The following is a 23,082-nucleotide window of genomic DNA, read 5'->3' on the forward strand; positions in this document are numbered from 1 at the left end:
CGTCAGATTAGCGGTAGCCTGACGCCCTGTCAGCAGAGCGGACGCGCCTGCGGCATGGCGTCGGACCGCAACAGGGACCGAGACAGGGACCGCAATCCGGAGGTGCCGCTGCCCATGGCTTCACTCAAGGACGCTACCGCGATAGTCGGGATCGGCCAGACCCCGTTCGCCAAACGACTGCCGCAGAGCGAGAGGGAGTTGGCGTGCCGCGCCATCGTCGCCGCCCTCGGCGACGCGGGCCTCGACCCGTCCGAGGTCGACGCCTTCGCCTCGTACACGATGGAGGAGACCGACGAGGTCGAGGTCGCCAAGGCCATCGGGGCGGGCGACGTGACCTTCTTCAGCAAGGTCGGCTACGGCGGCGGCGGTTCCTGCGCCACCGTCGCGCACCTCGCCGCCGCCATCGCCACCGGCCAGGCCGGCGTCGGCGTCGCCTGGCGCTCGCGCAAACGCGGCAGCGGCCCGCGCCCCTGGAAGAACACCACCGTCCAGCTCCCCACGCCGGGCCAGTGGACGCGGCCCTTCGGGCTGCTCAGGCCCGCCGACGAGATCGCCATGCTGGCCCGCCGCCACATGCACGAGTACGGCACGACCCGCGACCACCTCTTCAACGTCGCCCTCGCCTGCCGCAACCGCGCCAACCAGAACCCGGCCGCGATGATGTACGAACGCCCGCTGACCCGCGACATGTACATGACCTCGCGCTGGATCAGTGAGCCGCTCTGCCTCTTCGACAACTGCCTGGAGACGGACGGCGCGCTGGCCTGCGTGATCGTCTCGGCCGAGCGGGCCCGCGACTGCCGGCAGCGGCCCGTGTACGTCCACTCCGTCGCGCAGGGCCTGCCCGCCCAGCACCACGGCATGGTCAACTACTGGAACGACGACCCGCTCTCCGGCCCTGCCTGGACCGCCGCCCGACACCTGTGGAAACAGGCGGACTTCGGCCCCCAGGACGTGGACGTCGCCCAGATCTACGACGCGTTCACCCCCCTCATCCCGCTCTCCCTCGAGGGCTACGGCTTCTGCGACCGCGGCGAGGGCGGCGCCTTCACGGAGGGCGGCGCACTGGAGAGCGGTGGTCGCCTGCCCATCAACACGGGGGGCGGCGGCCTCAGCGAGGCGTACGTCCACGGCTTCAACCTCATCAACGAGGGCGTGAAACAACTCCGCGGCTCGAGCACCGCCCAGGTACCGGACGCGGAGACGTGTCTGGTGACGGCCGGGGAGGGCGTCCCCACGTCAGCGCTGTTGCTGAGGGCCCCGTAGGGGGCCGTTCAGGGGCGCGGGGAACCGCGCGACCAGCCACAACGAACCCGCACTCGTAAAGGACGAGACCATGGCAGACGCGACGATGAAAAGGGACCCTCTCCTGACGCCCACGCAGGACGAAGACGGCGCCCCCTTCTGGACCTACGCCGCCCGAGGCGAACTCCGCATACAAGCCTGCACCGCCTGCGGCGAGCTACGGTTCCCGCCCAGACCCTGCTGCCCCCACTGCCAGTCCTTCGACAGCGATTGGCGCCGCATGAGCGGACGAGGCCGCATCTGGTCGTACGTCTTCCCGCACCCCCCGCTCCTCCCGGCCTACGCCGAACAGGCCCCCTACAACGCGATCATCGTCGAGCTCGCCGACGCCCCGCGGATCCGCCTCGTCGGCAACCTCGTCGCCGCGCCGGACGCCCCCCTGAACTCCGTCGCCCCTGAGCGGCTGCGGATCGGCGCGAAGGTGCAGGTCGTCTTCGCGGACGTCGGCGGGACCGTGGTCCCGCGCTGGCTCCTGGAGCGCCCGTGACCGCCGCGGCCGGGGCCCTGCGCACGGCGGTCGACAAGGACACGGGCGTGGCGGTCCTGACCCTGGACCGCCCGGAGCGGCACAACGCGATCGACGTACGGACGGCGGACGAACTGGCCGCGGCCTGGCGCCGTTTCCGGTTCGACGACTCGGTACGGGCCGTCGTCGTGACCGGCGCGGGCGAGAAGGCGTTCTGCACCGGCATCGACCGGGACGCGGACATCCCGCAGCCGTCCTCCCCCTACACGATCGACGACCCGCTCCGCACGATCGGGCCGAAGGCCAACGACTGCTGGAAGCCCGTGATCGCCGCCGTCAACGGCATGGCGTGCGGCGGCGCCTTCTACCTCATCGGCGAGGCCGAGTTCGTCGTGGCGGACGAGCACGCCACGTTCTTCGACCCGCACACCACGTACGGGATGGTCAGTGCGTACGAGACGATCCACATGGCCCAGCGCATGCCGTCCGGCGAGGTGGCGAGGATGGCGCTGATGGGCACGGCCGAGCGGGTCTCCGCGCGCCGCGCGTACGAGACCGGCCTGGTCTCCGAGCTCGCCCCGCCGGGCGAGGCGCCGACCGCCGCCCTGCGCGCCGCCGCGACCATCGCCTCGTACCCGACCGAGGCGGTCCAGGGCACCGTACGGGCGCTCTGGTCGGCGAAGGAGGCGGCCCGCGCCCAGGCGCTGGCGCACGCGCCCCACCTGATCGCGCTGGGGAACCTGCCGCCCGACCGGCAGGCGGAGCTGTTCGCACACCGCAGGAGCGGCGGCTTCCGGACGAGGTGACTCCGGTACGTGGGGAGGCCGGTACATGGGGAGGCCGGTGCGCGGGGAGGCCGGAGCGGGCCCGCATGGCGGGGGTCACGCACTCGGCGTAGCGTCGATCTTGAGAGATGAGACGAGACGCGTACGGACGCGTACGGAGGGGCACAGCGAGACGCACGCACAGGAGGCAGCCCGCCATGGTCCGCAACGTCGTCGGGTCGGTCCTCGCTCTCATCGGAGCGACGGCCGCCGTATGGAGCCCCTTCCGTGACTGGTACGGCGGTCGTCCCGGCCGTGACTTCCGCATCGACGAGCTGTTCTCCGGCGGCGGCGTCACCGAAGCCAAGGCGGAACTCTTCGCCTCGCTCTTCCTGCCGTTCGCCTTCGCCGCGCTGCTGACCTTGGCCGGCCTGGTCCTGAGGTCGCGGCTCCTCGTGGCGCTCGCGGGCGTCGTCGTGCTCGGCTTCACGGTGCTGTGGATGGTCCGGCAGGGGCAGTCGCAGGGCAGCCTGACCGTCGCGGGCGACGGCTCGGGCCTGAACCAGGGCCTGCTGGGCAGCCTCGGCGGCGGGGCGCTGCTGCTGCTCGCCGCGGCGGTCATGCGGGGGCGTGCGCGGCGCGGATCGCGGGGGCGGGGGCGGTCGCGCCGGGAACCGGCGGTCGTGGAACCGGACCCGGGCGCGCACCAGTATCAGGACCAATATCAGGACTCCCGGCGGTACGAGCCGTACGAGACGCCTGAGCCGTACGAGACGCCTGAGCCCTACGCGGCGCCCGAGCCCTACGGGACGCCCGAGCCGACCGACCCGTACGGGACCCCCGAGCCCCACCCGTACCAGGACCCGCCGACGTCGACGCCGCCCCCGCCGCAGGACCCGCGCCAGGCCCCTCCCCGCTAGGGTCTGTCTTTCGGATCAGGCCGGACTTGGGCGGCCTTGCCTTGGGTGGGGCTTGAGCGGGGTCTGGTGCGTGCAGCTGCAAGGCGGAGGAGGGCGGCAACGCGGAGCGTTGACAACCGACGACAACGCCGCAGATGCGCGTGCCAGGCCCCGCGACCCCGGACAGATCCGAAAGACAGGCCCTAGGTCCGGGGTGACGTCCCCGTACCCCGCTCCGCGTCCAGCGCGTACACGCAGCGGTCCTTGCTGCACGCGTACACCACACCGTCGATGACGACGGGCGCACCCGTGATCTCGCCGCCCGTGGCCAGCTTCCAGCGGAGGCGGCCGTCGTCCGCCTTCAGGGTGTAGAGCAGGTGGTCCGTGGAGCCGAAGTGGATGCGCCGGTCGGCGACGACGGGGGCGCCGACGACCTCGCCGCCCGCCTGGAAGCGCCACTTCGGCGTGCCGGTGACCGCGTCGAGGGTGTAGAGGCCCTTGCCGCTGCCCACGTGGACGTGGCCGTCCGCGACGAGGACCGGCTCGATCGAGGAGCGGGATTCCGTGGCGATGCGCCAGCGGTCGCGGCCGTCCGTCGCGTCGAGGGCGTACACCGTGCCGAGGTAGTCGGCGAGGTAGACGCCGCCGCCCGTGACGGCGGGGCCCGGCGCGAAGGCGGGCGGGCAGAGGAAGGCGGCCGGTGCCTCGAAGTGCCAGCGGACGTGCCCGCCGAGCACGTCGATCGCGAGGACGCGGGTGCCCGCGGCCACGTACACGTAGCCGTCCTGCGCCTGGGTGAGCCGTACCGGCACGCCGCCGCAGGAGGCCGCGTCGCCCACGGGGTAGGACCAGCGTTCCTCGCCGGTCCGCGCCTCCAGGGCGCGCAGTCTCGCGCCCTTCCAGACGTACACCGTGCCGTCGAGGACGACGGGCCCGGCCTCGGGCGTCTCGAAGTCGGTCTGGGCGCCGGTGATCTCCCACAGCTTCTCGCCGTTGACCGCCTCCCAGGCCTGGACGCCGCCGCCGCGCGTGCCGGTGACGACCGTGCCGCGGTCGGCCTGGAGGGAGTACACCCAGGCGTCGGTCGACAGGCGCCACAGGTCGGAGCCGTCCGAGCCGTCGAGGGCGTAGAGCGTGGGGCCGTCGGAGGCGTGGATACGGCCGTCCGCGACCGCCATGGACCAGGCGACGTCGCGCGTCTTGAAGCTGCGGCGGCCGGTGCCGACGTCCAGGGCGTGCACCTCGAAGGAGGTGACGTAGACGAGGTTCCCGGCGACCGCGGGGGTGCCCCAGACGTCGTTGGACATCCGGAAGCGCCACGGCCGCCACGAGGCGGGGCCCGCTTCGGGGGCCGGGGCGGGCGCCGGTACCGCGGCGGCCACCGGGTCGACGCCGTTGCCCGCGGCCCGCTGCGGCGCGGACCGCGACCAGGAGGCGGCGAGCCCCGAGTCACGGGGCACGGCGCCGGTGCGGGCGCTCGCCACCCGCGGCCCGGGGCCGATCGGCACCTTCGCCCCGGCGAGCCGCACCGGGCCCGCGTCGGGCGCGGCGGCGAAGGGCGGCTGGGACGGGGCGGGCGGTGGCGGCTGCCGCAGGGGCGGCGGCGGTGCGGTGACGGGCGCGGGCGGCGCGGCGGCCACGGCGCCACGGCCGCCGCTGCGTCCTGCCGAGGCGGGGACCCGGGCGGGCGGACGGCCGCCCCGGCGGGCCTCGATCAGCGCGACGGCCCGCTCGGGCAGCCAGGCGGACGCCGTACCGCTGTCGTCGTTGTCGGCGCTCTCGGAGGCGAAGAGGTGCGGCGCGAGCTGGGACTGCAGGTCACCGGGGGTGGGCCGGAGCGCGGCCTCCATCTGCATGCACGACTCGATGAGGGGGCGCAGCTCGTCGGGGAGGCCTTCGAGGTCGGGGCCCTCCCTGAGCAGCATGAAGACGGTCTCGACGGGGTTGGCGCCGTGGAACGGCGCGTGCCCGGTGGCGGCGAAGACGAGGGTCGAGCCGAGCGAGAAGACGTCGCTCGCGCCGGTGACGCTGCGCGAGTCCTTCGCCTGCTCGGGTGACATGTACGCGGGCGTGCCGACGGCGACGTTCGTCATGGTGAGCCGCGTGTTGGAGACGCCGGACGCGATGCCGAAGTCGATGACGCGCGGTCCGTCCTCGACGACGAGGACGTTGGACGGCTTGAGGTCACGGTGGACGAGGCCCGCGCCGTGGATGGACTCCAGGGCCTCGGCCACGCCTGCCGCCAGCCAGCGCACCGCCTGGGTGGGCAGCGGCCCGTGTTCATTCACTATTTCTTCGAGGGAGGGCGCGGGGACGTACGCCGTGGCGAGCCAGGGCACGGCGGCCCGCGGGTCGGCGTCCACCACCGCGGCCGTGTAGAAGCCGGACACGGCGCGGGCCGCCTCGACCTCGCGCGTGAAGCGGACACGGAACAGCTGGTCCTCGGCGAGCTCGGTCCGCACCGTCTTGATCGCCACGCGCCGCCCCGACGCGGAGCGCGCGAGATAGACCAGACCCATGCCACCGGCACCAAGTCGGCCGAGGACCTCGAACGGGCCGATCCGCCTCGGATCGTGCTGCGTCAGCTGATCCACCACTTGCCTTGCCACCTCCCCGTACGCGGCCGTCGAAGAAGACAGCCCCGTGCAGCGTCTCACCACCGAGCCGCTACGGCGGCACGCACCCTGATTCTTCCTGTCCGGGCCGGTCGTGGCGAACCCGGGGCGGGATCGGGGTGTCTACGGACAAAACCCCACCGCCGAGGGTCCCGGGACGGCCCGACCGCCCCTCATCGGCCCCCTCGGCCGGCCCCCTCAATCCTGAAGGACCGCGAACATCGCCCCTTGATTGTCCGTGAGGACCGCGATCCTGCCGTACGGGCTGTCGGCGGGCGGCGCCTGGACGCGTCCGCCGAGCCGGGTCGTCGTGGCCGCCGCGGCGTCGGTGTCGGCGACCTGGAAGTAGACGAGGAAGTGCGGGGGCATCCGGGCGGCGGAGGGGGATCCGGCGAGCAGGGCACGGCCGCCGACCGCCGTGTCGGGTCCTGGCTCGGCGCCCGCGGGCGACCAGGCGCGGAAGTCCGCACCGCCGAGGTCGCGGTCGAGGCCCAGGTCCAGGCCGGGGCCGAGGTCCAGCTCCGTACTGCCGTAGCCGAAGACGCTCTCGTAGAAGGGGTCGACCACGTCGCCGTCACGCGAGTACACCTCGGTCCAGCAGTACGAGCCGGGCTGCCGCTGCTTGCCGAAGCCCTGGTGCGTGCCGGCCTGCCAGAGCCCGAAGACGGCGCCCTCGGGGTCTGCGGCCAGGCCCATGGTCCCGGCGGGGTCCACCCGTACGGGTTCCCGGATCATGGAGCCGCCCGCGTCCCTGACGCGCTCGGCCAGCGCGGCCGCGTCCGGCGTGGCCAGGTACACGGTCCACACGGTCGGCATGCGGCCGTCGGCCTTGGGCGCGAGGGCGGCGACGGGCAGGCCCTCGCTGTACGCCTGGGTGTAGTGGCCGTACTCCGGTCCCGCACCCTCGTCGAAGGTCCATCCGAAGAGCTCGCCGTAGAACCGCTTGCCGCCCGCGACGTCGGGGAGCATCGCGTCGGCCCAGCAGGGCACGCCCTCCGCGTAACCGCCCCCTGTGTCCCGCTCTGCGTAGTCCATGCCAGTCAAGCTAGCGGCCCGCCCCGTCCTCCGCAGCGCACGCATTCGAACATTTGGGCAATTCTCACCGATGGCCCCACGCGCCGCGCTCACGCGCCCCAACCCCATTTGCACTCGGCCGAATCGCGCTCCGATCACCCCTCGGTAAGCTGACGGCATGACAGGACAGGTACGTACCGTCGACGGCCGCGTGGCCGGCCGGCGCGGTCAGGCAACGCGTCAGAAGCTGCTCGACTGCCTCAGCGAGATGCTCAGCTCGTCGCCCTACCGGGACGTCAAAGTCATCGACGTCGCCCGGAAGGCAGGGACTTCACCCGCGACCTTCTACCAGTACTTCCCGGACGTGGAAGGCGCCGTCCTGGAGATCGCCGAGCAAATGGCGGCGGAGGGCGCCGAGTTGACCCAGCTGCTCGACGGGCGCTCGTGGGTCGGCAAGGCGGGCTGGCAGACCTCCCAGGACCTCGTCGACGGCTTCCTCGACTTCTGGCGCAAGAACGACGCGATCCTCCGGGTCGTCGACCTCGGTGCCGCCGAGGGCGACAAGCGCTTCTACAAGATCCGGATGAAGATCCTCAACTCGGTCAACAACTCCCTTACGGACACCGTGAAGGAGCTGCAGACCAAGGGCAGGATCGACAAGGACGTGAACCCGGCGGCCATGGCGGGCTCCCTGGTCGCGATGCTCGCCGCCGTCGCCTCCCACCAGCGCGGCTTCCAGACGTGGGGCGTGAAGCAGGCCGAACTCAAGCCGAATCTGGCACTGTTGGTACATTTGGGCGTAACGGGAAAGAAGCCGTCAAAGTAGTCCCGACGGGCACATTTCTCCTCACTATTCCTTAAAGCGACCCTCTGCTCCTCAAGTCCTGTCAACCCGACGGCGGATCACCACGGTGATCCGCCGCTGTGGTCTGTACTCCCTGAACCCCGCTCAGCACTCCCTGAACCCCGCTCAGCGCCTCTCCAGGCGGAACAGCCGTATCTCCCGGTCCACCCTGGCTTGGTACGCGGCGTACGGCGGCCAGAACTTCAGCGCCACCGCCCATACCGCCTCCCGTTCCGCCCCGCCGAGCAGCCGCGCCCGCACCGGGATGTCGGCGCCCCGCCAGCTGATCTCCGCGTCCGGGTGAGCGAGCAGATTGGCGGTCCACGCGGGATGGCCGGGCCGCCCGAAGTTGGACCCGACAAGCACCCAGGTACCGGCCTCGCCCTCGGGCATGCACGCCAACGGCGTACGCCTCGGCAGTCCGCTCTTCGCCCCGCGCGCGGTCAGGACGACACCGGGCAGCATCCGCGCGCTCAGCAGCACCTTGCCGCGGGTCAGCCGGTGCACGGTGCGGTCCATCGCGGGGATGAAGTGCGGGGCGATCCTCGCGAAGGCCCGGGTGGACGACACCTTCTGCACGAGACGCAGGCCCGGCGGCATCAGACGGCCTCGCCGAGCGGGGGGACGCGGTCGCCCGCGAAGAGACCGGCCCGTTCCGCCGCCCGCGCCCGCAGCCGGTGCACCGGACCGAGGAGCAGCTCGTCGCCTGCCGCGCGCTTGAAGTACAGATGCGCCTCGTGCTCCCAGGTGAACCCGATGCCGCCGTGCAGCTGCACCGCTTCCGACGCGGCGGTCCTGAGCGCGTCGAGGCCCTGCGCGAGGGCCAGCCCGCCGGCCCGTTCGGCGCCCTGCCCGCCGAACCCGGCGGCCTCCGCGCCCGCGGCCCACGCCGCGTAGTAGGCGGCCGACCGCGCCGCCTGCACCTGTACGTACACGTCGGCGAGGCGGTGCTTGACCGCCTGGAAGGAGCCGATGGCGCGCCCGAACTGCTCGCGTTGCCGCACGTATTCGACGGTGCGCTCCAGCGCCCGGTCCGCGGCGCCGACGGATTCGGCCGCGACGACCGTGGCCGCGACGTCCCCCACGGCGGCGAGTGCGGCCGGCACGTCGGCCTCGTCGCCGCCCAGCAACTCCGCCGCCACGTCCCGCAGTTCGACCCGCGCCTGGGTGCGGGTCTCGTCCAGTGCGGTCTGCCGCGCCCGCGCCATGCCGCGCGCTCCCTCGCGTACGAGGAAGAGGAGCGTACGGGAGCGGGCGAAGCCGCCTGAGTGGGCCGCCACCACGAGGAGCCCGGCGCTGTGCCCGTCGACGACCTGCTCGGCCTGCCCGTACAGCCGCCACGCCCCGCCGTCCCTTCGCGCCTGCACGCCGCCCGCGCGGCCACCGCCCGCCCAGTCGCCGCTGTTGTCCCCGACGAGGCCGAGCGCCGTGGTGAGCCCGGTGCCGGGAACGGCGAGGGCGGCGGTCAGCTCGCCGGCGGCGATGCGGGGCAGGAGTGCGGCGCGCTGCCGCTCGGTACCGAGGGCGAGGATCAGCGGGGCGGCGAGGACGGCGGTGGCGAGGAGCGGCGACGGCACGAGGGCTCGCCCCAACTCCTCGCAGGCGAGGGCGAGTTCCGCTGCAGTGCAGCCGACACCTCCGTACGCCTCCGGGATGGCGAGCCCGGGCAGGCCAAGCTGTTCGGCGAGGGCGGCCCACAGGGCGGCGTCGTGGCCGGCCGGAGTGCGTACGGCCGTCCTGACCTCGTCGGGACCGCACCGTTTCCCGATCATTTCGCGAAGGGTGCGGCGGATCTCGTCCTGCTCCGCACTGAAGGCGGCGTCCATCGGCAGGCTCCTCCCCCGGGCGCGAGGGCCCGGTCCCAGATCTGACGGGCCGTCATGCTAGGACCGCGATGCCGATATGCACAGAGCGCCGACGTCACGCGAGGCGATCGCACCCCTCTACCGCGACGTGCCACCTGATGTACCGTCAGATTCATGGCCGCCACCACGCGCACCACGCCAAGTACCGCACCACACACCGCCTCTCGCCGCTCCCCCCGCCCCTCTTCGCCGCGCAAGGTCGCCGTCGTCGGTGTGGCCCTCTCGGACTGCGGCCGGGTCGACGACGCCACCCCCCACGCCCTGCACGCCCAGGCGGCCCGCCGGGCGCTCGCCGACTCCGGGCTCGGCCGCGACGTGATCGACGGCATCGGCTCCGCGGGCCTCGGCACGCTGGCGCCGGTCGAGGTCGCCGAGTACCTCGGGCTTGCGCCACGCTGGGTGGACTCGACGTCGGTCGGCGGGGCCACCTGGGAGGTCATGGCGGCGCACGCGGCCGACGCGATCGCGGCGGGCCGGGCCAACGCCGTCCTCCTCGTGTACGGCTCGACGGCCCGCGCGGACATCAGGGCCGGGCGCCGCACGTCGAACCTCTCCTTCGGCGCGCGCGGACCGCTCCAGTTCGAGGTCCCGTACGGGCATTCCCTGATCGCCAAGTACGCGATGGCCGCGCGCCGCCACATGCACGAGTACGGTACGACGCTGGAGCAGCTCGCCTCGGTGGCCGTGCAGGCGCGGGCCAACGCGGCGACCAACCCCGACGCGATGTTCCGCGACCCCGTCACGGTCGACGAGGTCCTCGGCGGCCCCATGATCGCGGACCCGTTCACCAAGCTGCACTGCTGCATACGGTCCGACGGCGGCTGCGCGGTCCTGCTCGCCGCGGAGGAGTACGTGCCCGACTGCGCGTCCGAACCGGTATGGGTGCTCGGCACGGGCGAACACGTCTCGCACACGACGATGTCGGAGTGGCCCGACTTCACGGTCTCCCCGGCGGCGGTCAGTGGCCGCCTCGCCTTCGAGCGGGCCGGGGTGCGGCCCTCGGACATCGACATCGCGGAGATCTACGACGCCTTCACGTACATGACACTGGTGACCCTGGAGGACCTCGGCTTCTGCGAGAAGGGCGAGGGCGGCTCCTTCGTGGAGAAGGGCCGCCTGCTCCGGGACGGCGCGCTCCCCACCAACACCGACGGCGGCGGCCTCTCCGCCCAGCACCCCGGCATGCGGGGCCTCTTCCTCCTGGTGGAAGCGGTCCGCCAACTCCGCGGCCGATCCGGCGCCGGCCAGGTGAGACGTCCCGACGGCAGCCTGCCCGAACTGGCGGTGGCATCGGGGACGGGCGGATGGTTCTGCTCGTCGGGGACGGTGGTGCTGGGGCGGGGGTGACGGAACGGATCGCAGCGCCGGATGGGGACAATCACCGTATCCGGATGGGGACAATCGCCATATGACGACACCACCCGCAGGCTCCGCCGCTCCAGGAGACCGCCCCGCCCGTCCCGCGTCCGAGTTCCAGAAGCTGCTGCGGGCCCAGCGGGTCTGGGACGTCGAGCTGCCCGCCTTCGACCCCGCCACCGCGCCCGCCGCGCCCCTCCCCCTCTTCCATGCCTGGTTCGCGGATGCGGTGGCCGCCGGGCAGCCCGAACCGCACACCATGGGTCTGGCGACGGTGGCGGAGGACGGCGGTCCCGACGTGCGGACCGTGATGCTGCACGACGCCGACGAGCACGGCTGGCACTTCGCCTCCCACGCCACCAGCAGGAAGGGCCACCAGCTCGCGGCCCGGCCGGAGGCCGCCCTGCACTTCTACTGGGCGGCGCGGGGCCGACAGATCCGCATCAGGGGCCGGATCACCACGGCCCCGCACACCGAGAGCCTCGCCGACCTGCACGCCAGGTCGACGGGTGCGCTGGCCGCGGCGCTGGTGGGGCGGCAGAGCGACGTCCTGCCGGAGTACGCGGAGTTGGTGCGGTCGTCCGAGGCCGCCTGGGAGCGGGCGCGGAGGGAACCGGACGCGGACGCGCCGACCTGGACCCTGTACGTCCTGGACCCGACGGAGGCGGAGTTCTTCCAGGGCGACGCACGACGCCGCCACGTGCGGCTGCGCTACCGCAAGCCGGAGCCGAACGGACCGGAGACCGGCCGGCCCCCGCACGGCGGCTGGGTCAAGGAGCTGCTGTGGCCGTGACGAGCGGCGGGACGCCTCCGTGTCCCCCGGGCACCTCGGCAGGCGACGCGACGGCCGGACCGGAGGCCGGGCGGCCCCCACACACCAACTGACCCAAGGAGCCGCTGTGGCCGTGACGAGCGGCGGGACGCCTCCGTGTCCCCCGGGTACCTCGGCAGGTGACGTCACGTCTCGCGGCCCGGCCCTCCGCCGAACTCGTACTGCGCGAAGTCCCGCACGGGGCGGTATCCGATGCGCTGGTAGAGGCTGTTGCTGGTCGGGTTGTCCAGGTCGGTGAAGAGCAGGACCTCGGCGGCGCCCGCGGCGAGGGCGGCGCGGGTGGCCGCGACGGTGGCGGCGCCACCGAAGCCCCGGCCGCGCAGAGCCGCCGGGGTGTAGACAGGGGCCACGCGGACCTGCCCTGCGACGCGGGGTGTGACGCCTGCCATGGCGGCGGGAGCGCCGTCGGGGGTCTCCCAGAGGGTGACGCCTCCGTAGGCGAGGCGGGTGTCCGCCCAGTCGCCCGGGGCCATCGCGGGCCGTTCCCCGACCGCCTCCCCGAACTCCTGGTGCCAGCGTGCCAGCAGGGCACGGTCCGCCGAGGTGGCGACGCGGGCTCGGCCCGGGGGCACGGGCTCGGGCACGGTGAGGGTGCCGAGCCGGTACAGGCGCTGGCGGGCACCGAGCACGGCGGCGGCTCCGGTGCGCCGCTCCCAGACCCGCGCGAAGGCCTCCGCGGTGGCGCGGTCGGCGCCGACCCCGGGCAGGTCGGGGCAGTCCACGGCCAGCTGCCGGGCCAAGGCGTCGGCGGCCTCCGCGGTGGCCGGACCGAGCGTGAGGCGGTGCGGCGGGGTCCACAGGAAGGCGCCCCGGACGGTCCCGTCGGCATCGGCGTACGTACCGAAGAGGGGCGCAGCTTTCCCGTACGCCTGGAGCCCCCGCCTGCGCAGGACCTCGCTGACGCTGAGCAGGGCGGTGTGCAGGGCGGGTTCGGAGTGCAGGAACTTCTCGCCGCGGGCGAGGAACTCCGAGAGGTCGGCGGTCAACTGCCAGCCGGCGAGGGGCTCCGAGGAGGGGCCGGCAGGGAAGGGGCCCGGTGACGAAGAGGACATGGACCATCATCCCTCGCACACCACGGCCCCCGCCTCCGAATTGTTCGCCGTCCCGCTCAGGCGGGCCGGAACACCGCGACGGCCACCCCCTCCGCGGCCTCCCGGAACGCCACCTCCACCGCCATCCCGACCCGCAGCGCACCGTCCTCGCAGTCGACGATCTCCGTCATCATGCGCGGCCCCTCGGCGAGGTCGACGACCGCGGCGACGTAGGGCACGCGGCTGCCGAACGGCGGCAGGTCGTTCCTGTGCACGACCGACCAGGTGTAGAGCGTGGCCCGGCCGCTCGCCCGCTCCCAGGTGACGTCCTCGCTCCAACAGCGTGGGCAGAACTCACGCGGGTAGTGATGGGCCGCACCGCACGCCCCGCAACGGCGGATCAGCAATCGCCCCTCGGCGGCGGCGTCCCAGTAGGGCCGGGTGAAGGCATCGGTCTCGGGGAGGTCGAAGCGCGGCTCGGCGCGCTGGTCCGTACTCATCAGAGAAGTCCGATCGCGTGGTCGTGATTCCGGATACGCCAGGACGACCCGGGCACGGACACGGCCGCACGCGCCCCAACGCGAACGCGCACAGAATCAACCACCCGCCCGCACGAACCAGCCATTCCCGGGCAAAGACCGAAGCGCCCACAGACCGCCACCCACACCGTTCCTGACGCGACGTCAGTTCAGCGCACAAGCCCCCGCCCACGCAAGACCCCGCAAGAGGCACACACGTCGCCCACCCCCAACTCCCCCTCCCCCACCCCGCACTCATACACGCCGCCCCTCCCCACCCGCACCCAACCCACCCCTCCCTTCCTCCCTCCCCTGTGATCAATTCGCAATCGGTTTCGGACTTGACCGTCACCCATCAAGTAGTCGCGCGGTTACTCTCCAGTCATGGCCGACTCCACTCCTCCGCTTACGCACACGCAGGACCGCCCCGTGTACGTCGTCGGTGGCGGGCCCGGCGGCCTCGCCGTCGCCGCGGCCCTGCGCGCACGCGGCGTCCGCGCGGTCGTCCTGGAGAAGTCCGATCGCGTCGCCGCCTCCTGGCGCGCTCACTACGACCGCCTCCACCTGCACACCACGCGCCGCCTCTCCGCCCTGCCCGGCCTGCCCATTCCCCGGTCGTTCGGCCGCTGGGTCTCCCGCGACAACGTCATCCGCTACCTGGAGAAGTACGCCGAGCACCACAAGCTCGACATCGTCACCGGCGTCGAGGTGACCGGTCTGGAGCGCACCGCCGACGGCACCGGATGGCTGCTGCACGCCACCGGCGGACGCGAGCTGACGGGCAGCGCGGTGGTGATCGCCACCGGCTACAACCACACCCCCCACCTGCCGGACTGGCCCGGCCGCGACACCTACACCGGCGAACTCCTGCACGCGGGCGACTACCGCACCCCCCGCCCCTACACCGGCAGGGACGTCCTCGTCGTCGGCGTCGGCAACACGGGCGCCGAGATCGCCGTCGACCTCGCCGAGGGCGGCGCGGCCCGGGTCCGCCTCGCGGTGCGCACGGCCCCGCACATCGTGCGCCGCTCCACGGCGGGGTGGCCCGCCCAGCGCTCGGGCATCCTGTGCCGCAGGCTCCCGACCGCCCTGGCCGACCGGCTCGCGGGCCCGGTCACCCGAATGGGAGTTCCCGACCTGTCGGCCAAGGGACTGCCGCGCCCGGACACCGGCCTGTTCTCCCGGGCCCGGCAGGGCGCGATCCCCGTCCAGGACGTCGGCCTGATCGCCGCGATACGCAAGGGCCGGGTCGAACCGGTCGCCGCCGTGGAGTCGTTCGAGGCCGACAAGGTCGTCCTCGCCGACGGAACCAGGATCGCCCCGGACGCGGTCATCGCGGCCACCGGCTACCGTCGCGCCCTCGAAGGCCTGGTCGGCGACATCATCACCCTCGATCCCCGCGGCCGCCCGACCACCCACGGCCGCCGCACCGCGAAACACGCCCCCGACCTGTACTTCACCGGTTTCACGAACCCCATCAGCGGCATGCTCCGCGAACTGTCCCGCGACGCAGAGAAGATAGCCAGGGCGATCACACGCTGAAGCCCCCACCGGCCCGCAGCCGCGAGCGGCCCCGGAGAGTAGGCAGCCGAACCCCCACCGGGTCGCAGTCGCACACGCACCGGAGGGGACGTGGGGGTATGTGCGAACGGAGCACCGAGCACCCTGTAGCCCCGTTGTTCGTGCAGCGCGACGCAGGGACAGCGAGTGCGCACCTACCCCCGCGGCCCCGCCCCACAACCGAACAACAGGCGCCCCAGCCACAACGCACCCGCACCCGCGGCCGATTCCCGACCTTGGCAACCCGCGGAGACTACGGTTCCGTTGACCACAAGACCCACGGCAAAAGCCACCACAAGAGGCACGACAAGAGGCACGACAAGAGGCACGACAAGAGGCACGAAAACACGGCGAGGCCCCCCTCGCCACCAGGCTTTGCCCGCAGCCCCATTCCTGACGCAGCGTCAGTTCAGTAATCTGACTGTGCGTCAGGTAAGTGCTGTCACACAGGAGCGGGCGGACCGATGCTTGGATCGACTCACGGCACCTTCACCACCGACCCCCGCCGCGCGCATGTTGTGGCCTGCGGCGAACTCCCAACCAGCGCAGTGCACGGCAGAGCCGTCACGGCGGACGACCTGGACGTCAGCGGCCGGCCGCTGTACGCGGGCGTACCCGACCTCGACCGCTTCTTCCGCCCGGGATCCGTAGCCGTCGTGGGCGCCTCGGACACCGAGGGCCGCCCCAACACCGGCATCACGCGGCAGCTCATCACCTGGGCCGAGCGGGTCGGCGCCCGACTGCACCCCGTACACCCCAGCCGCAAGGCCGTCTTCGGCATCACCTGCTTCCCTTCCGTGGCGGACCTGCCCGAACAGGTCGACCTGGCCGTACTCCTGGTCGGCGACCCGCTGCCCGTCATCGAGCAGCTCGCCGAGGAGAAGGTGCGGTTCGCCGTCGCCTTCGCCTCGGGGTTCGCCGAGACCGGCGAGGAGGGCGCGGCGGCCCAGGCGCGCCTCGCCGCCGCAGTCCAGCGCTCGGGCCTCAGGCTGCTCGGGCCGAACACGAACCTCAACGCCTTCGAGAAGTTCCGCGAGGACCTCGAAGGCCCCGCCATCGCGCTGATCACCCAGTCCGGCCACCAGGGCCGCCCCGTCTTCACCATGCAGGAGCTGGGCGTACGCCTCTCCCACTGGGCGCCCACCGGCAACGAGGCCGACCTGGAGACCTCCGACTTCATCTCCTACTTCGCCGAACGCCCCGAGGTCGGCGCCATCGCCTGCTACGTCGAGGGCCTCAAGGACGGCCGCGCCTTCCTGCTCGCCGCCGACCGGGCGGCCCGGCGCGGCGTGCCGATCGTCGCCGTGAAGGTCGGCCGCACCGAGACCGGCGCCCGTACGGCCGCCTCACACACCGGCAAGCTGACCGGCGCGGACGCGGTGGTGGACGCGGCGATGCGGCAGTTCGGCGTGATCCGCGTGGACGGGCTCGACGAACTCCAGGACACGTCCGCGCTCCTCGCACGGGCCCGCAGGCCGCAGGCCGACGGCGTGGCCGTCTATTCGATCTCGGGCGGCACGGGCGCGCACTTCTCGGATCTGGCGACGGAGGCGGGCCTCACCCTGCCCACGCTCTCCGACGCCAGGCAGGCGGAGCTGCACCAGTGGATACCGGAGTACCTGAACGTCGCCAACCCCATCGACAACGGCGGGCACCCCGTCGGCGACTGGCGCGGCCGCAAGATCATCGACGCGATCCTGGCCGACCCCGCGGTGGGCGTGCTGGTCTGCCCGATCACCGGTCCCTTCCCGCCGATGAGCGACAAGCTCGCACAGGACCTGGTGGACGCGGCGGAGCGGACGGACAAGCTGGTGTGCGTGGTGTGGGGCTCGCCCGTCGGCACCGAGGCCGCCTACCGCGAGACGCTCCTCGGCTCCTCGCGCGTCGCGACCTTCCGCACCTTCGCCAACTGCATCACGGCGGTGCGCGCCTATCTGGACCACCACCGCTTCACGGCCGGCTACCGCTCCCCCTTCGACGAGGCGCCGCGCACGCCGTCCCCCTCCTTCCGCAAGGCGCAGGCCCTGATGCGGCCCGGCCAGCAGCTCAGCGAGCACGCGGCGAAGCAGCTGCTGCGCGCGTACGGGATACGGGTGCCGCGGGAGCAGCTGGTGACCAGCGCGGCGGCGGCCGTCCGCGCGGCCGGGCTCGTCGGCTACCCGGTCGTCATGAAGGCGTCGGGCCCGCAGCTCGCGCACAAGACCGAGCTGGGCCTGGTGAAGATCGGGCTGACCTCCGCGAGCCAGGTGCGGGACGCGTACCGCGAGCTCACGGACATCGCACGGTACGAGGGCGTCGCGCTGGACGGCATCCTGGTCTGCCAGATGGTCGAGCGGGGCGTCGAGATGGTCGTCGGGGTCACGCACGACGCGCTCTTCGGGCCGACCGTGACGGTCGGGCTCGGCGGAGTGCTCGTCGAGGTCCTGCGGGACGCGGCCGTGCGGGTGCCGCCCTTCGGGGAGGACCAGGCGAAGGCGATGCTGTGCGAACTGCGGGGCCGGGCCCTGCTGGACGGGGTCAGGGGCGCGCCGCCCGCGGACGTGGACGCGCTGGTCGAGGTGGTGCTGCGGGTGCAGCGGATGGCGCTCGAACTGGGCGACGACATCGCGGAGCTGGACATCAACCCCTTGATGGTGCTGCCGCGCGGCCAAGGGGCGGTAGCGCTCGACGCGTTCGCCGCGTGCCACTAGGGCCTGCGGCGGCCGAACCCGGGCCCATACCCCGGCCCACGCCACCCGCACCCCAGTCCACACCCCAGCCCACACCCCCGCCCACACCCGAGCCCGCCTCCGCGCGCCCCCAGCCCGCCTCCCCGCGAAACGGAGCCACTCCCCCATGACAGCCTCCCCCGAGCCACAAAGCCCCACCGAACCCGCAGAACCCGCAGAACCCGCCGATCCCACCGACCCCCTCGACTCATTGATACTGCACACCACTGACAACGGCGTCTCGTGGATCACGCTCAACCGGCCGGAGGCCATGAACGCCGTCACGTGGGACCAGCGCGAACGCGTCATCGCGCTGCTCGGGGAGGCGTCCGGCGACCCGTCGGTGCGGGCCGTGGTGATCACCGCGACCGGCAAGGGGTTCTGCGCGGGCGCCGATCTGCGCGGGGCGCCGAGCACGGGCGAGCGGGTGCCCGGCGACGTCGCCCGGACCATCAGGCAGGGCGCGCAGCGGCTCGTCGCCGCGGTCCTCGACTGCGAGAAGCCGGTGATCGCCGCGGTGAACGGCACCGCCGCCGGGATCGGGGCCCATCTGGCGTTCGCCTGCGATCTGGTCGTCGCGGCCGGGACCGCCAGGTTCATCGAGGTGTTCGTGCGCCGGGGCCTCGTGCCGGACGGCGGCGGCGCGTATCTGCTGCCCCGGCTGATCGGGCCGCAGCGGGCGAAGGAGCTGATGTTCTTCGGGGACGCGGTCTCGGCCGCCGATGCCGAACGGTTGGGGCTCGTCAACCGTGTCGTACCGGCCGACGAGCTGGAGAGGACGGCGCGGGCGTGGGCGGAGCGGCTCGCGGCCGGGCCGACCCGCGCGCTGGCCATGACCAAGCAACTGGTCAACGCCTCCCTGGAGTCGGACCGCGCGACGGCCTTCGCCGCCGAGGCCGCGGCGCAGGAGATCAACATGACCACGGCGGACGCGAACGAGGGCGTGGCCGCCTTCGTGGCCCGCCGCTCACCCTCGTACCGGGGCCGTTGACCCTCATTCCTTGGAACGGCAGGGGAGCGGCAGGGGAGCGGCAGGTCACCGGCGCTCGAAGACAGGATCTCAGCGCTCCCGGCGCAGGATCTCGATGTCGGGCGAGTCCATCGAGCCCGAGTTCACGAAGAGTTCGGGGTCGTCCGCCGTGCCGCCCACGAGCCAGGCCTGCCGGGCGCGGCAGTCGCTGACCACGACGGTCGGGCGCGCCAGGGAGTGGTCGGTGCCCATCGTCCACGTGCCGCCGGTGCCGTGGCAGGAGACGGGCTCGGCGCGGCCGTCCGCGTACAACCGGAAGCGGACGCCTCCATCGTCCTCGCTCCGCCACGCGCCCGCCACCTGCTCCGGGCCGACTCGCGGTGGCTCGTACTCCTTGATGAGCCCGGTCACCGTGGCGGCGACGGCCAGGCCGAGGGCGGTCGCGGTCACACCGGCCGAGATGAGCCCCGACATGATCCAGACCTTGCGCAGGGGCCTGCCGAGGCGTCGCCGACGCCGTCGGCAGTACGTGATGTTCAGCGCGGGGACGACGCCGCTCACGGCGATCCACAGCGCGGGCCCGGCGAAGGGGGCGCCGAGCAGCGCGAAGAAGCCCGCCCACGCGGCGCCGACCGGCAGCAGACCCCCCACCGACCAGGCCCACTCCCACTCCCACTCCCGCTCCAGCTCCCGCCCCTGCTCCGGTCCGCGGCCGCACAGAGCGGCGACCCTGCGCCCGAGCTCGACGGCGGGGAGAGTCAGTACGGCGGAGTGCACCAGGCCGAGGACCGGCAGCAGCAGGGGCGCGAAGAGGATCACGCAGGCAAGGCCCAGGGCCGGTCCGCCGACGCCGTAGTCGTCGCCGAGCGTCAGCACGAACGCCAGGAGTCCGGCCACCGGCAGTTGCGCCGCGCAGGCCGCCGCGGCGGCCCGCATATCCCCATCGCTCCAGGTCGGACGCGTATTCCCCCGCTTCATGGGGCTGAAGATACTCGTGGGTCCGCAGTGTTTCGGCCGCGCCCTTCACATCTGACGGCCCGTCAGCTTCAATGGTCGGTGTGATGGGACACGCAGGGATGGCGGCCACCGCCGTCCGATACCTCAGGTCGGTCGGGGCCAGCACCACCACGGCCCCCGTCGAGGTGCTGCCGCGCCCTCGGCTGCGCGCGGTCGGCGAGGACGAACGGGCGCCGCTCGACCGGAACGAGTTCCGGCGGGTGCTCGGGAACTTCGCGACGGGCGTCACCGTGATCACGGCGCCACCCACCGAGGACGACGGACCGGGCCCCGCGGGCTTCGCCTGCCAGTCCTTCTCCTCGCTCTCCCTGGACCCGCCCCTGGTCTCCTTCATGGTGGCGCGTACGTCGACGACGTGGCCGCGTATCGCACGCGCCGGCGTCTTCTGCGTGAACGTGCTCGGCGCCGACCAGGGCGCGCTCTGCCGCGGCTTCGCGGTGAGCGGCGCCGACAAATTCGCGGGGGTGCCCTACGACGCGGCGCCGGTGTCCGGCTCCCCGCGCCTGGCCGGGGCCCCCGCCTGGATCGACTGCACGATCCAGGCCGTGCACACCGGCGGCGACCACCTCATCGTGGTGGGCAGGGTGGACGCCCTCGGCACGACCGGGGGCGACGCGGAACCGCTGCTCTTCCACCGCGGCACGTTCGGCCGCTTCACGCTCTGACCGCTCAGGGAACCGAGCCGGGCCCGAGGGTGCTCACACGGCGAGCAGCGGCTGCGTCCGGGCGGTGGGCCGCCGGATCACCAGGACCATCAGCGCCGCCGCCGCGCACAGCGCCCCGGAGGCGTACCAGACCACGTTGTACGAGCCGAAGGCGTCCCGCGCCACGCCCCCGAGGAACGCGACCAGAGCGGCGCCCACCTGGTGCGACGCCAGCACCCAGCCGAAGACGATCGCGCTGTCGTCGCCGTACTGCTCGCGGCAGAGGGCCAGGGTCGGCGGGACGGTGGCCACCCAGTCCAGGCCGTAGAAGACGATGAAGAAGATCATCGGCGGGTGGACGTTCGGCGCGAGCAGGATGGGCAGGAAGAGCAGCGAGACGCCGCGCAGCGCGTAGTACACGGCGAGCAGGCGCCGGGAGTCGAAGCGGTCCGTGAACCAGCCGGACGCGACCGTCCCGACGATGTCGAAGATCCCGATGACGGCGAGCAGCGAGGCGGCGGCCCTGACGCCCATGCCGTGGTCGTGGGCGGCGGGCACGAAGTGGGTCTGGATGAGCCCGTTCGTCGAGGCGCCGCAGATCGCGAAGCTCCCCGCGAGCAGCCAGAAGGGGCCGGTGCGGGCGGCGTTGACGAGCGCCGTGACCGCGCGCCGGGCCGCGCCGGGGACGGGTGGCGGCTTCGCCACGAACTCCTTCGAGCCGTACGGCTTCAGGCCCACGTCGGCCGGGTGGTCCCGCAGCAGCAGCCATACGAAGGGGACGACCGCCAGGGCCGCGAGCGCGACCGTCACGGCGGCGGGCCGCCACCGGTACGTCTCGACGATCCATGACAGCAGCGGCAGGAAGATCAACTGGCCCGAGGCGGAGGCCGCGGTGAGGATGCCGCTGACGAACCCGCGCCGTTCGGTGAACCACCGATTGGTGACGGTGGCCGCGAAGGCGAGCGCCATCGATCCGGACCCGAGCCCGACGAGCAGTCCCCAGCACAGCAGCAGCTGCCAGGCGGAGTTCATCCACACGGTCAGGCCGGAGCCGCAGGCGATGACGACCAGCGCGAACGCGACGACCCGCCGGATGCCGAAGCGGTCCATCAGCGCCGCGGCGAACGGCGCGGTCAGCCCGTACAGCGTGAGATTGACGGAGACCGCGAGCCCGACGGTACCGCGTGACCAGCCGAAATCCTCCTTCAGCGGGTCGAAGAGGAGACCGGGGAGCGAGCGGAACGCGGCGGCGCCGATGATCGTCACGAAGGTGACGGCAGCGACGAACCAGGCACGGTGGATACGGGGCGTACGGCGCTTGGGCGCGGTCGGCGGGGAGGAGGTCCGCTCGGTCGTCTCGGTTGTCTGGGTCACGTCATCCAGCATCGGGAGTTGATCCATCCCGAACGAGTGGCCCGAGGGACAGCATTCGCTAGGATCGGGCCATGCCCCTGCCTGCCGGTGAATCCGCACTCGAACCCGGAGCCGACGCCGGAGCCGACCCCGGAGCCGGATCCGCAGCCGATCCCGGAGCCGCGTCCGCCCGCCCGGACAGGCACCGCGTCGTCGTGCTCGCCCTGGACGGTGTGATCCCCTTCGAACTCGGCATCCCGCAGCGCATCTTCAAGGGCGCGCGCACCCCCGACATGCACCACCTCTACGAGGTGGTGACCTGTTCGGTCCGCCCGCCGGGCCCCGTCCGCACGGACGCCGACTTCGCGATCCTGGTCGAGCACGGCCCCGAGGCGCTGGCCACGGCGGACACGGTCGTGATCCCGGCGTCGTACGAACTCGGCCCGGTGTACGAGGAGGGCCGCCTCACCCCCGAACTGGCCGCCGCGTTCGCTCACATCCGCCCGGGCACACGCCTTGTCGCCATCTGCACGGGCGGCTACGTCCTGGCCGCCGCCGGTTGCCTCGACGGCCGCCCCGCGACCACGCACTGGTCATCGGCGGAGCACTTCCAGAAGCTCTTCCCCGCGGTCGAGGTGGACGCGGACGTGCTGTTCATCGACGACGGCGATGTCCTGACGTCGGCGGGCGTGGCCGCGGGCATCGACCTCTGCCTCCATGTCGTACGCCGCGACCACGGCACCGCGGTCGCCAACGAGGTGGCCCGCCGCACCGTCGTACCGCCGCACCGCGACGGCGGCCAGGCGCAGTACATCCAACGCCCCGTTCCCGAGCCGCGGTCGGCGACCACGCGGACCGCGCGGGCCTGGGCGCTCGGCCACCTCGACCGGCCGCTGCAACTGCGCGACATGGCGGAGCAGGAGTCGATGTCGGTCCGCACGTTCACCCGGCGGTTCCGCGAGGAGGTGGGGATCAGTCCGGGCCAGTGGCTGACGCAGCAGCGCGTGGAACGGGCGCGGCATCTCCTGGAGTGCTCGGACCTCTCCGTCGACCAGGTGGCGCGGGACGCGGGCTTCGGCACGGCCCAGTCGATGCGGCAGCACCTACAGGCCGCGCTCGGGGTCACTCCCACCACCTACCGCCGTACGTTCCGCGATGTCGCCGCGGGCCGCGTCCCCGGCCGGCGCGGGCTTCACCTCTCCGAAGACGCCGATCAAGGTCAGCGCGACGCCGATGCCTACGCCCGCGAGGATCGCCGTGGACGGCGCGACCACGTTCAGGAGTCCGCCCGCCAGTGACCCGCTGGCGGCGTATCCGGCGC

At 72.9% G+C, this 23,082-nt stretch carries 20 protein-coding genes; 12 read left to right on the forward strand and 8 right to left on the reverse strand.

Translation table 11 applies throughout. The features are described 5' to 3' along the window. Positions 1–114 precede the first annotated feature (114 nt). From AC07DI_RS06705 to AC07DI_RS06720, 4 genes are all read left to right on the forward strand, one after another. The gene (locus AC07DI_RS06705; protein ID WP_478902641.1) at positions 115–1,266 is read left to right on the forward strand and encodes a lipid-transfer protein; all 1,152 of its coding nucleotides are present in this window, start codon (positions 115–117) and stop codon (positions 1,264–1,266) included. Positions 1,267–1,336: 70 nt separating this feature from the next. Then, the gene (locus tag AC07DI_RS06710; RefSeq protein WP_478902642.1) at positions 1,337–1,792 is read left to right on the forward strand and encodes a Zn-ribbon domain-containing OB-fold protein; all 456 of its coding nucleotides are present in this window, start codon (positions 1,337–1,339) and stop codon (positions 1,790–1,792) included. Then, positions 1,789–2,577, forward strand: coding sequence for an enoyl-CoA hydratase/isomerase family protein (locus tag AC07DI_RS06715; RefSeq protein WP_478902643.1), 789 nt, complete (start codon positions 1,789–1,791; stop codon positions 2,575–2,577). The genes AC07DI_RS06710 and AC07DI_RS06715 overlap by 4 nt, the downstream gene beginning before the upstream one ends. 176 nt (positions 2,578–2,753) lie before the next feature. Then, entirely contained in the window at positions 2,754–3,455 is a 702-nt protein-coding gene (locus tag AC07DI_RS06720; protein WP_478902644.1) for a hypothetical protein, read from the forward strand. Between the two features lie 182 nt (positions 3,456–3,637). Here the strand turns inward: AC07DI_RS06720 and afsK are convergent, their stop codons facing one another. Further along, positions 3,638–6,031 (reverse strand): protein serine/threonine kinase AfsK, encoded by a 2,394-nt coding sequence (gene afsK / locus AC07DI_RS06725; protein ID WP_384253627.1) that lies wholly within the window; start codon positions 6,029–6,031, stop codon positions 3,638–3,640. 216 nt (positions 6,032–6,247) lie between these two features. Then, positions 6,248–7,084 (reverse strand): VOC family protein, encoded by an 837-nt coding sequence (locus AC07DI_RS06730; RefSeq protein ID WP_478902647.1) that lies wholly within the window; start codon positions 7,082–7,084, stop codon positions 6,248–6,250. A 157-nt stretch (positions 7,085–7,241) separates the two neighbouring features. Between AC07DI_RS06730 and AC07DI_RS06735 the strand changes: the two genes are divergently transcribed. After that, positions 7,242–7,889 carry a TetR/AcrR family transcriptional regulator gene (locus AC07DI_RS06735; protein ID WP_478902649.1) on the forward strand — a complete coding sequence of 216 codons (648 nt, stop codon included), beginning with the start codon at positions 7,242–7,244 and terminating at the stop codon, positions 7,887–7,889. Positions 7,890–8,033: 144 nt separating this feature from the next. Here the strand turns inward: AC07DI_RS06735 and AC07DI_RS06740 are convergent, their stop codons facing one another. Together AC07DI_RS06740 and AC07DI_RS06745 are read right to left on the reverse strand one after the other, a co-directional pair. Continuing rightward, positions 8,034–8,507 carry a nitroreductase family deazaflavin-dependent oxidoreductase gene (locus tag AC07DI_RS06740; RefSeq protein ID WP_478902651.1) on the reverse strand — a complete coding sequence of 158 codons (474 nt, stop codon included), beginning with the start codon at positions 8,505–8,507 and terminating at the stop codon, positions 8,034–8,036. Beyond that, positions 8,507–9,733 carry an acyl-CoA dehydrogenase family protein gene (locus AC07DI_RS06745; protein ID WP_478902653.1) on the reverse strand — a complete coding sequence of 409 codons (1,227 nt, stop codon included), beginning with the start codon at positions 9,731–9,733 and terminating at the stop codon, positions 8,507–8,509. Before AC07DI_RS06745 ends, AC07DI_RS06740 begins: the two co-directional genes overlap by 1 nt. Before the next feature lie 153 nt (positions 9,734–9,886). Here AC07DI_RS06745 and AC07DI_RS06750 point away from each other — a divergent pair, with 153 nt between their 5' ends. After that, the gene (locus AC07DI_RS06750) at positions 9,887–11,119 is read left to right on the forward strand and encodes a thiolase C-terminal domain-containing protein (protein ID WP_478902655.1); all 1,233 of its coding nucleotides are present in this window, start codon (positions 9,887–9,889) and stop codon (positions 11,117–11,119) included. Positions 11,120–11,180: 61 nt separating this feature from the next. Then, positions 11,181–11,921 carry a pyridoxal 5'-phosphate synthase gene (locus AC07DI_RS06755; protein ID WP_478902656.1) on the forward strand — a complete coding sequence of 247 codons (741 nt, stop codon included), beginning with the start codon at positions 11,181–11,183 and terminating at the stop codon, positions 11,919–11,921. Positions 11,922–12,085: 164 nt separating this feature from the next. Here AC07DI_RS06755 and AC07DI_RS06760 read toward each other — a convergent pair whose 3' ends face one another. Further along, on the reverse strand, positions 12,086–13,012 hold the full coding sequence (locus tag AC07DI_RS06760; protein ID WP_478902658.1) for a GNAT family N-acetyltransferase: 927 nt from the start codon (positions 13,010–13,012) through the stop codon (positions 12,086–12,088). A gap of 56 nt (positions 13,013–13,068) precedes the next feature. After that, positions 13,069–13,491, reverse strand: a complete 423-nt coding sequence (locus tag AC07DI_RS06765; protein WP_478902660.1) for a Zn-ribbon domain-containing OB-fold protein — start codon at positions 13,489–13,491, stop codon at positions 13,069–13,071. A 402-nt stretch (positions 13,492–13,893) separates the two neighbouring features. Between AC07DI_RS06765 and AC07DI_RS06770 the strand changes: the two genes are divergently transcribed. The 3 genes from AC07DI_RS06770 (at position 13,894) to AC07DI_RS06780 (ending at position 18,768) form a co-directional block, all read left to right on the forward strand. Further along, positions 13,894–15,051, forward strand: a complete 1,158-nt coding sequence (locus AC07DI_RS06770) for a flavin-containing monooxygenase (RefSeq protein WP_478902662.1) — start codon at positions 13,894–13,896, stop codon at positions 15,049–15,051. A gap of 482 nt (positions 15,052–15,533) precedes the next feature. Continuing rightward, the gene (locus tag AC07DI_RS06775) at positions 15,534–17,759 is read left to right on the forward strand and encodes an acetate--CoA ligase family protein (RefSeq protein WP_478902664.1); all 2,226 of its coding nucleotides are present in this window, start codon (positions 15,534–15,536) and stop codon (positions 17,757–17,759) included. Positions 17,760–17,904: 145 nt separating this feature from the next. Further along, a complete protein-coding gene (locus AC07DI_RS06780) occupies positions 17,905–18,768 on the forward strand; it encodes an enoyl-CoA hydratase/isomerase family protein (protein ID WP_478902666.1) in 864 nt (287 codons plus the stop codon). A 69-nt stretch (positions 18,769–18,837) separates the two neighbouring features. On the opposite strand, the gene AC07DI_RS06785 is transcribed toward AC07DI_RS06780, so the two are convergent. Continuing rightward, positions 18,838–19,725, reverse strand: coding sequence for a hypothetical protein (locus AC07DI_RS06785; protein ID WP_478902668.1), 888 nt, complete (start codon positions 19,723–19,725; stop codon positions 18,838–18,840). An 83-nt stretch (positions 19,726–19,808) separates the two neighbouring features. On the opposite strand from AC07DI_RS06785, the gene AC07DI_RS06790 reads away from it, so the two are divergent. Continuing rightward, positions 19,809–20,429 (forward strand): flavin reductase family protein, encoded by a 621-nt coding sequence (locus AC07DI_RS06790; protein WP_478902670.1) that lies wholly within the window; start codon positions 19,809–19,811, stop codon positions 20,427–20,429. 33 nt (positions 20,430–20,462) lie between these two features. Here AC07DI_RS06790 and AC07DI_RS06795 read toward each other — a convergent pair whose 3' ends face one another. After that, on the reverse strand, positions 20,463–21,794 hold the full coding sequence (locus tag AC07DI_RS06795; protein ID WP_478902672.1) for an MFS transporter: 1,332 nt from the start codon (positions 21,792–21,794) through the stop codon (positions 20,463–20,465). A 59-nt stretch (positions 21,795–21,853) separates the two neighbouring features. On the opposite strand from AC07DI_RS06795, the gene AC07DI_RS06800 reads away from it, so the two are divergent. Beyond that, on the forward strand, positions 21,854–23,059 hold the full coding sequence (locus tag AC07DI_RS06800; RefSeq protein ID WP_478902673.1) for a GlxA family transcriptional regulator: 1,206 nt from the start codon (positions 21,854–21,856) through the stop codon (positions 23,057–23,059). Positions 23,060–23,082: the final 23 nt, after the last annotated feature.

It is taken from the genome of Streptomyces sp. NPDC044106 (assembly GCF_056433985.1).

What these genes read in the sequence shown, in the direction of transcription:
- AC07DI_RS06705 (WP_478902641.1), top strand. Translation starts at nt 115, where the DNA reads ATGGCTTCACTCAAGGACGCTACCGCGATAGTCGGGATCGGCCAGACC.
- AC07DI_RS06710 (WP_478902642.1), top strand. Translation starts at nt 1,337, where the DNA reads ATGGCAGACGCGACGATGAAAAGGGACCCTCTCCTGACGCCCACGCAG.
- AC07DI_RS06720 (WP_478902644.1), top strand. Translation starts at nt 2,754, where the DNA reads ATGGTCCGCAACGTCGTCGGGTCGGTCCTCGCTCTCATCGGAGCGACG.
- AC07DI_RS06730 (WP_478902647.1), bottom strand. Translation starts at nt 7,084, where the DNA reads ATGGACTACGCAGAGCGGGACACAGGGGGCGGTTACGCGGAGGGCGTG.
- AC07DI_RS06735 (WP_478902649.1), top strand. Translation starts at nt 7,242, where the DNA reads ATGACAGGACAGGTACGTACCGTCGACGGCCGCGTGGCCGGCCGGCGC.
- AC07DI_RS06740 (WP_478902651.1), bottom strand. Translation starts at nt 8,507, where the DNA reads ATGCCGCCGGGCCTGCGTCTCGTGCAGAAGGTGTCGTCCACCCGGGCC.
- AC07DI_RS06745 (WP_478902653.1), bottom strand. Translation starts at nt 9,733, where the DNA reads ATGGACGCCGCCTTCAGTGCGGAGCAGGACGAGATCCGCCGCACCCTT.
- AC07DI_RS06750 (WP_478902655.1), top strand. Translation starts at nt 9,887, where the DNA reads ATGGCCGCCACCACGCGCACCACGCCAAGTACCGCACCACACACCGCC.
- AC07DI_RS06755 (WP_478902656.1), top strand. Translation starts at nt 11,181, where the DNA reads ATGACGACACCACCCGCAGGCTCCGCCGCTCCAGGAGACCGCCCCGCC.
- AC07DI_RS06760 (WP_478902658.1), bottom strand. Translation starts at nt 13,012, where the DNA reads ATGTCCTCTTCGTCACCGGGCCCCTTCCCTGCCGGCCCCTCCTCGGAG.
- AC07DI_RS06765 (WP_478902660.1), bottom strand. Translation starts at nt 13,491, where the DNA reads ATGAGTACGGACCAGCGCGCCGAGCCGCGCTTCGACCTCCCCGAGACC.
- AC07DI_RS06770 (WP_478902662.1), top strand. Translation starts at nt 13,894, where the DNA reads ATGGCCGACTCCACTCCTCCGCTTACGCACACGCAGGACCGCCCCGTG.
- AC07DI_RS06775 (WP_478902664.1), top strand. Translation starts at nt 15,534, where the DNA reads ATGCTTGGATCGACTCACGGCACCTTCACCACCGACCCCCGCCGCGCG.
- AC07DI_RS06780 (WP_478902666.1), top strand. Translation starts at nt 17,905, where the DNA reads ATGACAGCCTCCCCCGAGCCACAAAGCCCCACCGAACCCGCAGAACCC.
- AC07DI_RS06785 (WP_478902668.1), bottom strand. Translation starts at nt 19,725, where the DNA reads ATGAAGCGGGGGAATACGCGTCCGACCTGGAGCGATGGGGATATGCGG.
- AC07DI_RS06790 (WP_478902670.1), top strand. Translation starts at nt 19,809, where the DNA reads ATGGGACACGCAGGGATGGCGGCCACCGCCGTCCGATACCTCAGGTCG.
- AC07DI_RS06795 (WP_478902672.1), bottom strand. Translation starts at nt 21,794, where the DNA reads ATGCTGGATGACGTGACCCAGACAACCGAGACGACCGAGCGGACCTCC.
- AC07DI_RS06800 (WP_478902673.1), top strand. Translation starts at nt 21,854, where the DNA reads ATGCCCCTGCCTGCCGGTGAATCCGCACTCGAACCCGGAGCCGACGCC.